Consider the following 14,921-nt stretch of genomic DNA (forward strand, 5'->3'; position numbering starts at 1 on the left):
TTTCGAAGTGACGGCGGCGCTCCGGTTCGGGGTGACCGCACAAGAACCTGAGAACAGGAGGATACAATGATCCGTCGCAGCTGGGTGGCGGCCGCCGCATTCGGTGCCGCTGCCCTGACCGCCCTGCCCGCCTCCGCGCAATACGCGGATGGCGGCATCAAGATCGGCATCCTGACCGATATGTCCGGCGGCTACTCGGACCTGGCCGGGCGAGGCTCCGTGACGGCCGCGCAGCTCGCGGTGGAAGATTTCGGACGTCCGATCAATGGTCGGAAGGTCGAGCTGATCTTCGCCGATCACCAGAACAAGGCAGACATCGCCTCGTCGATCGCGCGCCGGTGGTTCGATACCGAGGGCGTCGACGCGATCTTCGACACCAACTCCTCGGTTGCCGGGCTGGCCGTGCGCGAGGTCGCGCGCAGCAAGGGAAAGATCGACATCAACTCCGGCGCCGGCTCCATGGCGCTGACCAACGCCGCGTGCTCGCCGACCGGCGCCCACTGGTCCTGGGACACCCACGCGCTCGCGGCCGGCACCGCTTCGGCGCTGGCCGACGATCCCAAGAACACGTGGTTCTTCATCACGGCCGACTACACCTTCGGGCACGATCTGGAGGCGCAGGTCGCCCGCGTCGTGAAGGCCAAGGGCGGCACGGTTCTCGGCTCGGTGAAGCACCCGTTCCCGAATCCCGATTTCTCGTCCTACCTCCTGCAGGCACAGGCCTCCGGCGCGAAGATCATCGGCATGGCCAACGCGGGGGCCGACACGATCAACACCATCAAGCAGGCGAGCGAGTTCGGGATCCTCCAGGGCGGGCAGAGGCTCGGCGGCCTCAACATCTTCCTGACGGACGTCTACGCCGTCGGATTGCCGGCGGCGCAGGGCATGATCCTGACGACGGGCTTCTACTGGGACTTCGACGAGCAGACGCGCGCCTTCGCCCGGCGCTTCGGCGAGCGGATGGGCGGCCGGATGCCGACCATGGTGCAGGCCGGCGACTACTCGGCGGTGCTCCACTTCCTGAAGGCGGCCGAAGCCGCCGGCACCGACGACGGCCTGACGGTGATGGCCAAGATGCGCGAGCTGCCGATCCAGGACTTCTTCGCCCGCAACGCCACGCTGCGCCCGGACGGTCGGATGGTGCACGACATGTACCTCGCCCAGGTAAAGTCCCCGGCGGAGTCGACGGGCCCGTGGGACTTCTACAAGATCCTGAAGACGATCCCGGGCGACCAGGCCTTCCAGCCGCTCTCCGAGAGCACGTGCAAGCTGGTGAAGGGCTGACGCGCGCCGTCGCGGCCGTCCGGCGCCGCGACGACGGTCGACAGCGGTGAGCGCCGCCCCTCGAGGCCGGCGCCGCGCGATCGGGACCGCCCAGAGGCGTTGATCGACCTGGGCGGGGCTGTGGCAGGACCACGAGACGTTATGGCCGCCGGGCCTGATGCGAAGTGCGACTGAGACCGTGGGCGGTAAGCCGCACGGTCCTCAGCACATGATTTCCCGGCAGCTCGATCCAGAAGATCTCGATCTTCGGACGATATGCCTCGGGCTGCCGCGAGGAAGCGCCTTGCCGATACGGGCCGGGCGCTTGCGCGGCATTGCGTGTCAGGCGCGCCTCACACGTCCAGGTTCGCGACGCTCAGCGCGTTCTCCTGGATGAACTCGCGCCGCGGCTCGACGACATCGCCCATCAGCTTCACGAACAGGTCGTCGGCGTCGGTGACATCCTTGACCTTGACCTGCAGCAGCGAGCGCACGTCGCGGTCCAGGGTGGTCTCCCAGAGCTGCTGGGCAGTCATCTCGCCCAGACCCTTGTAGCGCTGGAGCTGCAGACCCTTGCGGCCGAAGGCCATCACGGCCTCGAACAGCGCCACGGGCCCGTGAAGCACGGTCTCGTCGGACTTGCGCATCAGCGTGGCCGGCTCGCCGTAGATCTCGCGGAAGGCGTCGGCCCGCTCGGAGAGGCGGCGGGCCTCCTGCGAGGTGATCAGGCCGGCGTCGAGGGTCGACACCTGGCGGACGCCGCGGAGCGTCCGGCTGAGGCGATAACCGCCATCGAACGACTCGCCCTGCCAGCCGCGCTCGATCTCGTCCGCGATGGCGTCGAGACGGCGCGCGGTCATGTCGGCCAGCACCTCGGCCTCGCCCGCCCGCGACGCCGCCTCGGCGTCGAAGGCCCCGGCGAGCACCGCCTGCTCGACCACGGAGCGGTCGTAGCGCGTGTGCAGGCCCTGCAGGATGCTCCGGAACGTCCGGGCCTCCTCGACGAGGCTCTTGAGCTGCGCCCCGGCGAATTCCGCGCCGGTGGACAGCCGCAGGACCGCGCCGTCGGTGCCCTGGTCGATCAGGTAATCCTCGAGGGCGCGCTCGTCCTTCAGGTAGATCGCCCGGCGGCCGCGCTCGGCTTTGTAGAGCGGCGGCTGCGCGATGTAGAGGTGGCCGCGCTCGATCAGCTCCGGCATCTGCCGGAAGAAGAAGGTCAGCAGCAGCGTCCGGATGTGGGAGCCGTCCACGTCCGCGTCCGTCATGATGATGATGCGGTGGTAGCGCAGCTTCTCCGGATTGAAGCCCTCCCGGTCCGTGGAGGAGCGCCCGATCCCGGCGCCCAGCGCCGTGATCAGGGTGCCGATCTCGGCCGAGGACAGCATCCGGTCGGCGCGCACGCGCTCGACGTTGAGGATCTTGCCGCGCAGGGGTAGCACGGCCTGGAAGGTCCGGTCGCGGCCCTGCTTGGCCGAGCCGCCGGCGGAATCGCCCTCCACCAGCAGGATCTCGCACTTGGTCGGGTCGCGCTCCTGGCAATCGGCGAGCTTGCCGGGCAGCGAGGCGATGTCGAGGGCGCCCTTGCGGGTCACGGTCTCGCGCGCCTTGCGGGCAGCCTCGCGGGCGGAGGCCGCCAGCACGACCTTGCCCATGACCGACCGCGCCTGGCTCGGATTCTCCTCGAGCCACGTGGACAGGCCCTCGTTGAGGACGTTCTCGACGGCCGGGCGCACCTCGGATGAGACGAGCTTGTCCTTGGTCTGCGACGAGAATTTCGGGTCCGGCACCTGCACGGAGATGACCGCGGTGAGGCCCTCGCGGCAATCCTCGCCGGTCAGCGAGACCTTCTCCTTCTTGGCGATGCCCGACGACTCCGCGTAGCCGGTGACCTGACGGGTCAGGGCCGCCCGGAAGCCGGCCATGTGGGTGCCGCCGTCGCGCTGCGGGATGTTGTTGGTGAAGGGCAGGACCGTCTCGTTGAACGAATCGTTCCACCAGAACGCCACTTCGACGCGGATGCCGTCGCGCTCGGAGCTGACGACCACGGGGCTCGTCATCCCGTCGATCGGCTTGCGGGAGCGGTCGAGGTACCGGACGAAGGCCTCAATGCCGCCCTCGTAGTACAACTCCTCGCGCTTCTTCTCGGCGTGGCGGGCGTCGGTCAGGACGATGCGGACCCCGGAATTGAGGAAGGCGAGCTCGCGCAGGCGCTTCTCCAGCGTCCCGTAGTCGAACTCGATCATCGTGAAGGTCTCGGTCGAGGGCAGGAAGGTGACTTCCGTGCCGCGCCGGCCGTTACCGGGCCCGATCACATCCAGGGGCGCCACGGCGTCGCCGTGGCGGAACTCCATCGCGTGCTCCTTGTCGTTGCGCCAGATGCGCAGGCGTAGCCACGACGAGAGGGCGTTCACCACCGAGACACCGACGCCGTGCAGGCCGCCGGAGACCTTGTAGGAGTTCTGGTCGAACTTACCGCCGGCGTGCAGCTGGGTCATGATGACCTCGGCCGCCGAGACGCCCTCCTCCTTGTGGATGTCCACCGGGATGCCGCGCCCGTTGTCGGAGACGGTGCAGGAGCCGTCGGCGTTCAGGGTCACGGTGACGAGGTCGGCGTGACCCGCCAGAGCCTCGTCGATGGCGTTGTCCACGACCTCGTACACCATGTGGTGCAGGCCTGAGCCGTCGTCGGTATCGCCGATATACATGCCGGGCCGCTTGCGAACGGCGTCGAGGCCCTTCAGCACGCGGATGGATTCCGCGCCGTAATCGGCGGGCTCGGTCTGGGGGGTGTCGGCCATGAACTTCCTCGGGCAGGCGGGCCTGATCGCGTCGGTGCCAGATGCGCCGTCGGGCGCCCGCGCCTGAACTCTCGCTTGGTCCGCCTGATATAGGGGTTCCGCGTTGAGATTGCACGATTTTACGGGTCCGCGGCGGACCCGTCCCGCCGCTTTTGTGACGCCCGTCGCTTAACGCTGCGTTAGCCCTCGATGCCGCCCGCGCTCGCCGCGTCCAGGCGGTCGATCGCCTCCGGCGCGAGGGTCAGCCGGACGGCGCCGAGCAGCTCGTCGAGCTGCGCCACAGAGGTGGCGCTCGCGATGGGCGCGGTGATGCCGGGGCGGGCGATGATCCAGGCGAGCGCCACCTGGGCCGGGCTCGCGCCGTGGGCCCGCGCGACCGAATCGAGGACGTCCAGGAGCGCGAGGCCGCGCGGGTTGAGGTACTTGGCGACCCGGTTCTCCCGCGGGCGTCCCGCCGCGTCGTCGGCACTGCGGTACTTGCCGGTGAGGAAGCCGGCCGCCAGGGAGAAGTAGCCGATCACGCCGATCTGCTCGGCCCGGCAGAGCGGCTCCAGCTCGGCCTCGTAGCCGCGCTGGGCGAGACTGTAATCGGGTTGGAGGCACTCGTAGCGCGGCAGCCCGGCGGCGGCCGAGACCGACAGCGCCTCCGCGAGCCGGGCCGCGCTGTAGTTCGAGGCGCCGATCGCCCGGACCTTGCCGGCCGCGATCAGGCGCTCGTGGGCCCTCAGGGTCTCTTCGAGGGGCACCGTCGCGTCGTCGAGATGCGACTGGTAAAGGTCGATCCGGTCGACCCCGAGGCGCCGCAGCGAGGCCTCGCAGGCCCGCTCGATATGGGCCGCCGACAGGCCCTGGCCGGCCTCGCCCAGGTCCATGCCGACCTTGGTCGCCAGCACGATCCGATCGCGCGCACCCGACCGGGCCGCGAGCCATCGACCGATCACCGCCTCGGACTCCCCGCCGCTGTGGCCGGGGGCCCAGCGCGAGTAGACGTCGGCGGTGTCGATGAAGTCGAAGCCGCTCTCCACGAACCGGTCCAGGATCGCGAAGGACGCGGCCTCGTCGGCCGTCCAGCCGAAGACATTGCCGCCGAGGCAGAACGGCGCGACCGTCAGGTCGGAGCGGCCGATGCGTCGCTTGTCCACGCGCGTCAATCCTGCAGGAAGGGGTTGGACACGCGCTCCTCGCCGAGGGTGCTGGTCGGTCCGTGGCCGGGGATGAACGCGACGTCGTCGCCCAGCGGCAGGACCTTGTCCTTGATCGCGCGGATGAGCTGCTCGTGGTTGCCGCCGGGGAGGTCGGTGCGGCCGACCGAGCCCTTGAACACGACGTCGCCGACGAGGGCGAAGCGGGCGTCCCGGCTCACGAACACGACGCTGCCGGGCGAGTGGCCGGGGCAGTGGAGGATGTCGAAGCCGAGCCCGCCGACCGTGACGGCGTCGCCCTCGTCGAGCCAGCGGTCGGGCGTGACGGGCCGGGCGGCGCCGAGGCCGTAATTGGCCGCCGTCTCCGGCAGGGAGTCGAGCAGGAACTTGTCGGCCTGATGCGGGCCCTCGATCGGCACGCCGAGGCGCTCGCGCAGCTCGTCGGCGCCGGCGGCGTGGTCGACATGGCCGTGGGTCAGCAGGATCTTCTCCACCGTGACGCCCTGCTCGCGGATCGCCGCCTCGATCCGATCCAGATCGCCGCCGGGATCGACCACGGCACCGACCTTGGTCGTGTCGTCCCAGATCAGGGTGCAGTTCTGCTGGAAGGGCGTGACCGGGATGATCCCGGCGCGTGGCGTACCTGGCATGTCGTCCCGCGTGTTGGCGGCGCCGCTCCGGACGCCCGCGGCGCCAGTCTAGCGCAGAACGCGGATGGGCGGCACCCTGTGCGGCACGCTCAGGCCGCGTCGCCCCTGGGGCGGCGCAGACCGTCGTGGAGCGCCAGCATATCGGCCATGCCGAGCGCCCGCGAGCTCCAGCGTGTCTCCGAGGCGTTGACCTGCGTGAACCGGTCGTGGGACCGCCCGCCGTAGGCGCCGAACAGAGCCCGGCCCGCCTCGCAGGCACCGTCGCCGGGCGCCGTCTCGTCCGGCCGGTCGATCCGGTAGGACGGCGTCGGGGATCGGCCGGTCACGCCGATCCGCACCCAGGCGTCGCCGTGATGCTTCTGGCACATCCGCATCGTGCTCAGAACCTGGCGCAGGTAGGCTTCGCCGTCGGCGAGATCCGGCAGGACGTCGGCGATCGTCGCGTCCGGGGGATAGTGCTTCGTCCGGGCCATGTCCCACCTCGCTCCGGCGTGTCCTAACGCGTCGGCCGGCGGAGGGCGAGCCGGATTCCCGTCTTCCTCAAGCCGGCCGCCGCTTCAGCAAAGCGTCGAGCCCGCCGACGCGGAACCAATGGTAGCCGTAGCCTTCCAGGAACAGGCAGTGGCGGCCGTCGTCACCGACCTCGCTGCGCGAGCCGGTGAGCACGTCGACGAGGATGTCGTGCTCCGGATCGTCGGTTCCCGACGCCATCGCGACCTCGACGGGTTCCGGCGCGAGGTTGTGGACGCACAGGATCGCGTTGCCGCGCCATTCGTAGCGCAGCGCCAGGACCGACGCGCGTCCGGTCTCCAGCGCGACGACGTCGCCCCAGCCGATCTCCGGCGCCTCCTTGCGCTGCCGGATCATGCTCTGCATCCAGTTGAGCAGCGAGCCCTCCTCGTGTCGCTGATCGGCGACGTTCACGTGCGCGTAGCCGTACGGCCCGTGGTCGATCAGCGGCAGCACGGTCCGCTCGGCCGTCGAGAACCCGCCCTGGTGCTCGCTCGTCCACTGCATCGGGGTGCGGGCGCAGTCGCGCTCCGGCAGTGCCAGCTCGTCGCCCATGCCGATCTCGTCGCCGTAGCGCAGCACGGGCGTGCCCGGGAGGGTGAACATCAGCGAGTAGGCGAGCCGGATGCGGCGCGGATCGCCCGCCAGCATCGGCGCGAAGCGGCGGCGGATGCCGCGGTCGTAGAGCTGCATCCCCTTCTCGGGCCCGAAGGCGTCGAACACGCTCTGGCGCTGCTTGCCGGTGAGGCGCCCCAGGTCGAGCTCGTCGTGGTTCCGCAGGAAGATGCCCCACTGGCAGGAGAGCGGGCGCGGCTTCGTCTGCTCGATCGCCTTGACGAGGGGCCGGGCGTCGTGGGCCGCCAGGGCGTAGAAGGTCGCCTGATTGACCTGGAAGTTGAACATCATGTGCATGCGGTCGGCGTCGTCGCCGAAATAGTCGAGGTCCTGTTTCGGCAGGATGTTGGCCTCGGCGAGGATGATGGCGTCGCCCTGGCGCCACTGCAGGAACTCGCGCAGGTCGCGCAGCATCTCGAACTGCTCGCGGGGCTTGCCGCCGACATGGGCGCCCTTCTCGGCGATGACGAACGGCACCGCGTCCATGCGGAAGCCGGAGACGCCGAGCTGGATCCAGAAGCCCATGATCTTCAGGATCTCGGCCAGCACCTCCGGATTGGCGGTGTTGAGATCCGGCTGGAAGTTGAAGAAGCGGTGGAAGTACCAGGCCTTGGCCTTGGAATCGTAGGTCCAGGTGGTCTCCTGCACGCCCGGGAAGACCATGCCCTCGTCGGCGGTCGCGGGGCGCTCCTTCGACCAGACGTACCAGTCGCGGAACGGCGAGTCGGGGTCGGACCGCGCCGACTGGAACCAGGGATGCTGGTCGGAGGTGTGGTTGACCACGAGGTCGATGAGGACGCGCAGGCCCCGCTGCTTGGCCGCGTGGGTGAAGGCGACGAAGTCGCCGAGCGAGCCGTAATCCGGGTCGACGCCGTAATAATCGGCGATGTCGTAGCCGCCGTCCTTCTTGGGCGAGGGCTGGAACGGCATCAGCCAGACCGCGGTGGCACCGAGCCCCTGGATGTAGTCCAGGCGCCGCTCGAGTCCGGCGAAATCCCCGATGCCGTCGCCGTTGGCGTCCATGAAGGTGCCGACGGACAGGCAGTAGATGATGCCGTTCTTGTACCACAGATCGTTGATCATGAGCCCCCCGGCGTCGTCGCGCCTCACGAACGTGGGAGCCGGCCAAAGCGTTGCCGTTCGGCGTCACCTTAAATCAGCCGCGTTGTGCACGCCCTGTTCAGGCGCGCTCCCGAAAGGTCCGCGCCCGCCCCGTCGCGTCCCCCGAACCCGGCCCGTATGAACGCCATCCTGATCAAGCTGTTCGCGACTGCCCTGACGCTGAGCCAGGTCACGACACGGCCGGACGCGGTCCGGACGCAGTTCGATCCGGCGACGGACGGACCGGAGGTGGTGCGCCTGCTGCGCGACGGCTGCGCCCACATGCGCAAGGCCTTCGACATCGAGGACATCAATCTCGACGAGTTGATCAGCACCGCGATGGAGGATCCGTCGACGGTCGCCGGGCCGGCGGCGCCCAAGATCCTGCACGGGCTCGATCTGAACGAGTTGAACACGAGCTACAAGCAATTCTGCAAGGGCGAGAACCCCGCGAACTCGCCCTTCGACGCGAAGGCGGTCATCGAGTTCTACGACAACGCCACGAAGGACCTGCCCAGCGCCGAGGCCCTGCGCGACAAGGCCCTGCCGGGTATGACCCGGATCCTGGACGGCGCCGGCAAGCCCTTCGCGGAGGCGTCGGAGCCGAACGGCCGCCGCGTCGTGGTGCCGATCACGGCCGTCCCGAATCTCGTGCAGAAGGCCTTCATCGCCGCCGAGGACAAGCGCTTCGAGACCCATCACGGCATCGACGAGCGCGGGGTGATCCGGGCCTTCATCGCCAACCTCGCCTCCCCCGGACGCCCCGCGGGCGGCTCGACCATCACCCAGCAGGTGGTCAAGAATCTCTCGGTCGGCGACGACGTCACCTACGAGCGCAAGATCCGCGAGATGATCGTCGCGTCGCGGCTGGAGCGCATCCTCACGAAGCCGCAGATCCTCGGGCTCTACCTCAACGGCATCTATCTCGGGCGCGGGGCCTACGGCATCGAGATGGCGGCGCAGAGCTATTTCGGGAAGCCGGTGAGTCAGCTGACCCTGCCGGAAGCGGCGCTGCTCGCCGGCATGCCCAAGGGGCCGAACTTCTACAGTCCCGACAAGTATCCCGACCGGGCGCGGGAGCGGCGCGCCTACGTGCTCGCACGCCTCAAGGAAGAGGGCACGATCACCGAGGCCGAGATGAACGCGGCGATCAAGTCCGATCTCGGCCTGAAGCCGATCGAGACCGCGCGGCGCGACTCCGGCTTCTACGTGGTGGACTTCCTCAACCGGGAGGCGCGCACCTTCGCGGGGGTGGATTCGCTGACCTCCGGCTCGCTGACCGTCCGCTCGACGATCAACGCGGGCCTGCAGCGCGCCGTCGAGGAGGCCCTGCAGGACGGCCTCGCCAATTACGAGCGCGGCACCGGCCGTCAGGTCTTCACGGGGCCCGAGCTCAACCTCGCCGACAGCGTCCGCCGGATCCAGGCCGCGACCCCGGCACCGGAGGGCTCCGCATCGGCCGCGCCGGCGGTCACCGGCGCGCGGCCGGAGGCCGCGAAGCCCGACGCCAGGCCGGAGGCCGGGCCGGCCACGAGGCCGCGCCGCGGCGAGAAGGTCGCGGCCGTGCCGCTGAAGAAGCCGGCGTGGCTGCTGGCGCTGGAGAGCGCCCGCCCGGTGCTCTACGACGTCCACTGGCCGATGGCGGTGGTGCTGGAGACCGGCCGCGGCGGCATGAAGGTCGGCCTGGCTGACGGCCGCACCGCCGTCCTGGATCCCGGGATCGCCCGCGGCAAGCTGCAGCTCTACGACGTGATCCGCGTGAAGGTCAGCGCCGGCAAGGGCGGCCCGCGCGCGCAGCTCCGCGTCCGGCCGACCGTCCAGGGCGCGGCCCTGGTGCTGGAGAACCAGACCGGCCGGATCCTCGCGATGGCCGGCGGCTTCTCCTATCCGCTGAGCCAGCTCAACCGTGTCACCCAGACCGTGCGCCAGCCCGGCTCGACCCTGAAGCCGCTGACCTACCTCGCCGCGCTCAACGCCGGCCTGCAGCCGAACACCCTGGTGATGGATTCCGCCGTCACCCTCCCGCCGATCGGCGGGACCGGCGATTCCTGGTCGCCGAAGAACTACGAGGGCGGCGGCTCGGGGCCGACGACCCTGCGGCGCGGCCTCGAGTTCTCCAAGAACCTCGTCACCGCCCGGCTCCTCCAGGGCGGGATCGCCCCGAAGGCGCCGGCGAGCCTGAAGCGGGTCTGCGACATCGCCCTCGAGGCGCAGATCTACGCCGAGTGCGAGCCCTACTACCCGTTCGTGCTCGGGGCGCAGCCGGTGCGGATGCTCGACCTCGCGGGCTTCTACGCGGCTGTGGCCAACGAGGGCGCGCGCCCGGCCCCCTACGCGCTCGAGTCGGTCGAGCGGGACGGCAAGCCGCTCTACACGCACGCCACCAAGGAGCCGGTGCGGATCGCCTCGGCGGACCGCGTGGCCTTCTACCAGCTGAAGACCATGCTGCAGGGCGTGACGCAGCACGGCACGGCCGCGGCGCTCGCGAAGGTCTCGGCCTACGTCGCGGGCAAGACCGGCACCTCGGAGAACGAGAACGACGCGTGGTTCGCCGGCCTGACCAACGAGATCAGCGTGGTGGTCTGGGTCGGCTACGACAACGCCGACGGCACCCGCAAGACGCTCGGCCGCGGCCAGACCGGCGGCCACGTCTCGGTGCCGATCGCCTCGGCGATCCTCCAGGCGGCCTGGGCGAACGGCGTCGCCAAGACGCCGCTGCGGGGCCCCTCCCCCGAGGCGCGCCCGTTCATCGCCGACCTCCCGATCGACCCGCGCAGCGGCGTGCGGGTCGCCGGCGGCGGCTTCCTCGAGCATTTCCGCACCAGCGGCGACGGCCGGATGGCGGACACCCAGTACCGCCTTGTGCCCCGCGAGACGCTCTACGCCATGCGGCCCGACGCGCAGGACGGTGACCTCGCCGGCGACGACGGCGCGAGCGTCGCGGGCGACTACTACGGCAACATGACCGGCGAGCGGCCGCGGTCCGACTTCCTGGACCCGTTGGGCGAGCGTCCGGCGCCGCGCAGCCGCCGCGCGCAGGGGGACGTGGATCTCTACGGGCAGGATCCCTACAAGCCCTGGCCGGGCCAGACGAATCGCTCGCCCTTCGGCGGGGACGACGACGCGCGCCGCCCGCGCCGCCGCGATCCCGACTACCTGTTCGGCGAAGACCCCGGTTACTGACAGCCCTCCCCGACAGACGAGAACAACGTTGCGCCAGCAGCTCCCCGCGGCCCTGGCGGCCGCCCTCACGGCCGCGCTCCCGGTCCTCCCGGCCCACGCCCAGACGCCCGCCGCTAACACCGCCCCGGCGCCGGGGCCCGAGCGGATCAAGGAGGTGCCTTCGGTCACGGCCGTCGATCCGGCCGCTATCAAGCCGGGCCAGATCCTGTTCACCGACCATCGCGACAACCCGTCGACGCCGGAGAACGGCCTGATCCCGTATCTCGACTGGCTCAAGGCGCGGCCAGCCGAGGCTGCGGCGCTCGCCCCCTATCCGGGCTACAAGGAGCCGGACTACACGGTCACGGTGAACGGCGTGGCCAAGCCACGGCACGAGACCCTGAAGGTCTACGTCGCCGAGGGGCGCTTCGTCGTCCCGCGGCCGCCCGAGGCGATCGACCTGCAGGCCTTCGCGAACCTCGCCTTTGTCCAGAAGATGGATCCGGCGATCAAGCACCACACTCTGGCCGTCGCCGACGTGACGCCCAACAAGGACCCGGCGGCCGCCTTCGCCAAGCGGCCCGACCGGCTGTGGTGCGAGGGCGCGGGCGCCTGCATCGAGTCGCGCTACGACCTCGAGGGCAAGCTGCCGCTTGGCGTGAAGCTCGCCAACAAGCTCGAGGACGGTTCGGCCAAGAAGATCGCCGAGTTCGTCTCCTTCCAGAGCGAGCTGCGCGTGCTCGGGCCGGACCAGGGCGACCGGTTGAAGGCGCTGACGAAGATCGACACCGCGGTGACCGGCGGCCTGGAGCAGACGATCTTCTGGGTCAACCAGATCCTGCGCTTCGGCAAGTTCCTGGCCGTGTTCCAGCCGATGCCGAACGACCCGACCAAGACGGTGGTCACCGCCTACATGGCGCTCGCCGTAAAGGGCGACGTCCTCGACCGGAAGGCCGAGTACGCCCGCGTGCCGGTGCTCAAGAACCTGCTGCCCGCGCAGGTGCTGATGGGCAATTCCAGCTTCAACACCGGCAACTCGATCAGCGCCGGTCTGCCGGTCTACGCCCGCAACCGGATCGCCACCTTCGCGGACGCGCTCACCAAGCGGTGACGCGCCGGGTGCGCGTCACATCCCGCGGTTGCCGATCGTCGGCAGCGTCGGCTGGGTGTAGGCGCGGTTCACGTCGCGGCGGGTCTGGGTGCCGTTGGTGTTCCCGGAGGCCCGATAATTGTCGAGGTTGAAGGTCTCGGCGAGGCCGCTGCGGGAATCCGGGCCCTCGCTGGTGCTGCAGGCACAGAGGCCGCCGAGGGCCAGCGCGGAGAGGGCGAGAAGGGTCAAGCGCATCGCAGATCCTGAAAGCGTGCCGTATGCGGGCGGCGCCCGGCAGCGACCGGGCGGGGCCCGCGCGGGCTGTCTCGCGGCATGGTCAGTGCCGCGGCGCGCCCGTCAAGGTCGCGCGCAAGATGTAAATCGGTTCTGCCGTCTCCGATGCGCAGCGGCCACGGAAAATCCACCACAGGTCCCGAATGCGGCGGATAGGGTCGGCCAATCGTGTTGAGTTCGGCCCGCTCCCTCTGGCGAATCCCGGTCGTTTCGGGCGACAACCCTCCGCGATGAGCAACGTCTTGCCCTTCCGTCCGCGCCCGACAGTCACCCGCCTCGCTCGCTGCGAAGTTGTGACCGTGGCCGGCGATCTCCTCGCTCTGCTGGAGCAGCTCGAGGATGTGAGCGCCCGCGCCGCCGCGATGGGGCGTCCGGCGATCGAGGTCGAGCGCACCGTCCAGCATCTCCTGGATGCCGTGAGCGCCGTGGAGCGCGCCCTCGACTGCATCGGCGAGGGCGAGCAGTCGGCGCCGGGCTAGGCCCGCGTCTCCGGGCGCCTCGGAGACGCCGAGATTCGGCCCGCGGCGACGTCGGATCCTGCGCCGGCAGACCGCCTCCCGGCATTTCTATGCAGACAGTCAATCATCCGGAACCCTCCAGTACGCCTTGCGGTTGAGGGTCGGATGCTCACGTCGGGCGTCGGTTCCGGAGGGTGCTATGAGGCTTCGCACGAGCAGCTTGCTGGCCGTCATGGCGGCCGGCGGTCTCCTCGCCGGGACGGCGCTGCGCGCCCAGGCCGCGGAGGTCGGTTTCCTCGAGATGCTGTTCGGCGCCCGGCCGGCGCCGCAGCAGGCCCAGCCCGCGCCGGCCCCGGTCCCCGCCTTCGACGGCCGCGCCTTCGGCCGCCACGCGACCCCGCGGCTCGGAGCGGCGCGCCGCCGCCTTCAGACCCGCTACGCGGCGCTCCCGCTCAAGATCCGCGTGAAGGAGCGGGAGATCAGCGAGCGCCAGACGCCCATCGACATGACGGCCGGCGCGACGGCGGCACTCCTCAAAGACGAGACGCTGCGGCCCGGCGACATCGTGGTCCTGAACTCCGNGGTCCCCGCCTTCGACGGCCGCGCCTTCGGCCGCCACGCGACCCCGCGGCTCGGAGCGGCGCGCCGCCGCCTTCAGACCCGCTACGCGGCGCTCCCGCTCAAGATCCGCGTGAAGGAGCGGGAGATCAGCGAGCGCCAGACGCCCATCGACATGAAGGCCGGCGCGACGGCGGCACTCCTCAAAGACGAGACGCTGCGGCCCGGCGACATCGTGGTCCTGAACTCCGGCGCCCGGGTCTTCACCGGGAACCCCGACAAGCGCCACGCGATCCGGGATTTCGAGCCGGTCCAGAACTCCCGCTTCGTGAGCCGGGGGACGCGGAAGGTCCTGGCCGGCCTGTTCACGCCGGTCGGTGCCGTGCCGGCGCAGGAGGCGCGGCGGATGATGGCTCGCGCCCGCCAGCCGATGCCCGAAGTGGCGACCCCGATCCCCGCGCAGAAGACGGCCATGCGGGTGATCAACCCGTGGCAGAGTGGGCAGTGACCGGCGCGTCGGCGCTCAGAAGAACCGTTCCTTGATGACGATCGTGTCACCCGGCCGGACCGCGTAGGTCATCGGCACGATCCCGGAGATCAGCGACCCCCCGGCATCGCGGGTCAGGACGGCGTAGTCGCGCGCCGCCCGGGGCCCGAAGCCCGCGGCGATCGCCACGGCTGTCTCGACGGTCATCCCGTTCACGAACGGGTACTGGCCGGAGGTGGTGACCTCACCGAGGATGTAGAACGGCCGGTAGGCGTCCACCTCCACGGTGACGTGCGGCTCGCGCACGAAGCCGCTCGCGAGCTTGGCCTCGATCGCCTTGGCCGCCTGCGCGGTCGTCTGGCCGCCGACCTGCACGGTCCCGATCAGCGGCATGGCGATGCGCCCGCCGCCGTCAACCGCGTATATGTTGGACAGGTTGTCCTGACCGAACACGATCACCCGCAGCTTGTCGCCGGCCGCAAGCGTGTACCGCGCCGCGATCGAGCCGGTGCCGGTGGCGTCGAGCTGGTCGGTGCGGAAGCTCGGCCGCAGACAGCCGCCGAGCGCCAGAGTCGAGCCGAGTGCGAGGAGCAGAGCGCGCCGGTTCATCACCATCGCCGTCATGGATGCAGTTGCGGGACGGTCTAGGCCGTTAAGGTTAATGAAACTTGATCACCGCCCGGTCCGGGCGGAGCCGTCCCGGGCCGGCGGCACCCTTAACTCTTGAGCAACCTTAACGTCCACTAATGGCGGCGGGACGGCAGTAATGCCCGCCCGCTCAGTCTCCGCGTTC

General features: G+C 70.2%; 11 protein-coding genes. 4 read left to right on the plus strand and 7 right to left on the minus strand.

Features of this window, described 5'->3' with window-relative positions; genetic code table 11:
• Positions 1-66 precede the first annotated feature (66 nt).
• On the plus strand, positions 67-1,284 hold the full coding sequence (locus tag MMR14E_RS00590; RefSeq protein WP_331312332.1) for an ABC transporter substrate-binding protein: 1,218 nt from the start codon (positions 67-69) through the stop codon (positions 1,282-1,284).
• Between the two features lie 332 nt (positions 1,285-1,616).
• Here MMR14E_RS00590 and gyrB read toward each other — a convergent pair whose 3' ends face one another.
• The 5 genes from gyrB to MMR14E_RS00615 all read right to left on the minus strand — a co-directional run bounded on the left by gyrB (position 1,617) and on the right by MMR14E_RS00615 (position 8,061).
• Positions 1,617-4,061 carry a DNA topoisomerase (ATP-hydrolyzing) subunit B gene (gene gyrB / locus MMR14E_RS00595; protein WP_331312333.1) on the minus strand — a complete coding sequence of 815 codons (2,445 nt, stop codon included), beginning with the start codon at positions 4,059-4,061 and terminating at the stop codon, positions 1,617-1,619.
• A 179-nt stretch (positions 4,062-4,240) separates the two neighbouring features.
• Positions 4,241-5,203 (minus strand): aldo/keto reductase, encoded by a 963-nt coding sequence (locus MMR14E_RS00600; protein WP_331312334.1) that lies wholly within the window; start codon positions 5,201-5,203, stop codon positions 4,241-4,243.
• A gap of 5 nt (positions 5,204-5,208) precedes the next feature.
• Entirely contained in the window at positions 5,209-5,853 is a 645-nt protein-coding gene (locus MMR14E_RS00605; protein WP_331312335.1) for an MBL fold metallo-hydrolase, read from the minus strand.
• Positions 5,854-5,942: 89 nt separating this feature from the next.
• Entirely contained in the window at positions 5,943-6,326 is a 384-nt protein-coding gene (locus tag MMR14E_RS00610; RefSeq protein WP_331312336.1) for a hypothetical protein, read from the minus strand.
• A 67-nt stretch (positions 6,327-6,393) separates the two neighbouring features.
• On the minus strand, positions 6,394-8,061 hold the full coding sequence (locus MMR14E_RS00615) for an alpha-amylase family protein (RefSeq protein ID WP_331312337.1): 1,668 nt from the start codon (positions 8,059-8,061) through the stop codon (positions 6,394-6,396).
• Positions 8,062-8,217: 156 nt separating this feature from the next.
• Between MMR14E_RS00615 and MMR14E_RS00620 the strand changes: the two genes are divergently transcribed.
• Together MMR14E_RS00620 and MMR14E_RS00625 are read left to right on the plus strand one after the other, a co-directional pair.
• A complete protein-coding gene (locus MMR14E_RS00620) occupies positions 8,218-11,262 on the plus strand; it encodes a penicillin-binding protein 1A (protein ID WP_331312338.1) in 3,045 nt (1,014 codons plus the stop codon).
• A 28-nt stretch (positions 11,263-11,290) separates the two neighbouring features.
• Positions 11,291-12,352, plus strand: a complete 1,062-nt coding sequence (locus tag MMR14E_RS00625; RefSeq protein WP_331312339.1) for a hypothetical protein — start codon at positions 11,291-11,293, stop codon at positions 12,350-12,352.
• Positions 12,353-12,367: 15 nt separating this feature from the next.
• Here the strand turns inward: MMR14E_RS00625 and MMR14E_RS00630 are convergent, their stop codons facing one another.
• Complete coding sequence (locus tag MMR14E_RS00630) at positions 12,368-12,586, minus strand: hypothetical protein (protein WP_331312340.1); 219 nt, start codon at positions 12,584-12,586, stop codon at positions 12,368-12,370.
• Positions 12,587-12,855: 269 nt separating this feature from the next.
• On the opposite strand from MMR14E_RS00630, the gene MMR14E_RS00635 reads away from it, so the two are divergent.
• Complete coding sequence (locus MMR14E_RS00635; RefSeq protein WP_012317333.1) at positions 12,856-13,104, plus strand: hypothetical protein; 249 nt, start codon at positions 12,856-12,858, stop codon at positions 13,102-13,104.
• A gap of 1,060 nt (positions 13,105-14,164) precedes the next feature.
• Here MMR14E_RS00635 and MMR14E_RS00640 read toward each other — a convergent pair.
• Positions 14,165-14,743: a polysaccharide biosynthesis/export family protein gene (locus MMR14E_RS00640; RefSeq protein WP_331312484.1), complete on the minus strand. Its 579-nt coding sequence runs from the start codon at positions 14,741-14,743 to the stop codon at positions 14,165-14,167.
• Between the last annotated feature and the right edge of the window lie 178 nt (positions 14,744-14,921).

This window comes from Methylobacterium mesophilicum, from assembly GCF_036441335.1.
Taxonomy (GTDB): Bacteria; Pseudomonadota; Alphaproteobacteria; order Rhizobiales; family Beijerinckiaceae; genus Methylobacterium; species Methylobacterium mesophilicum_B.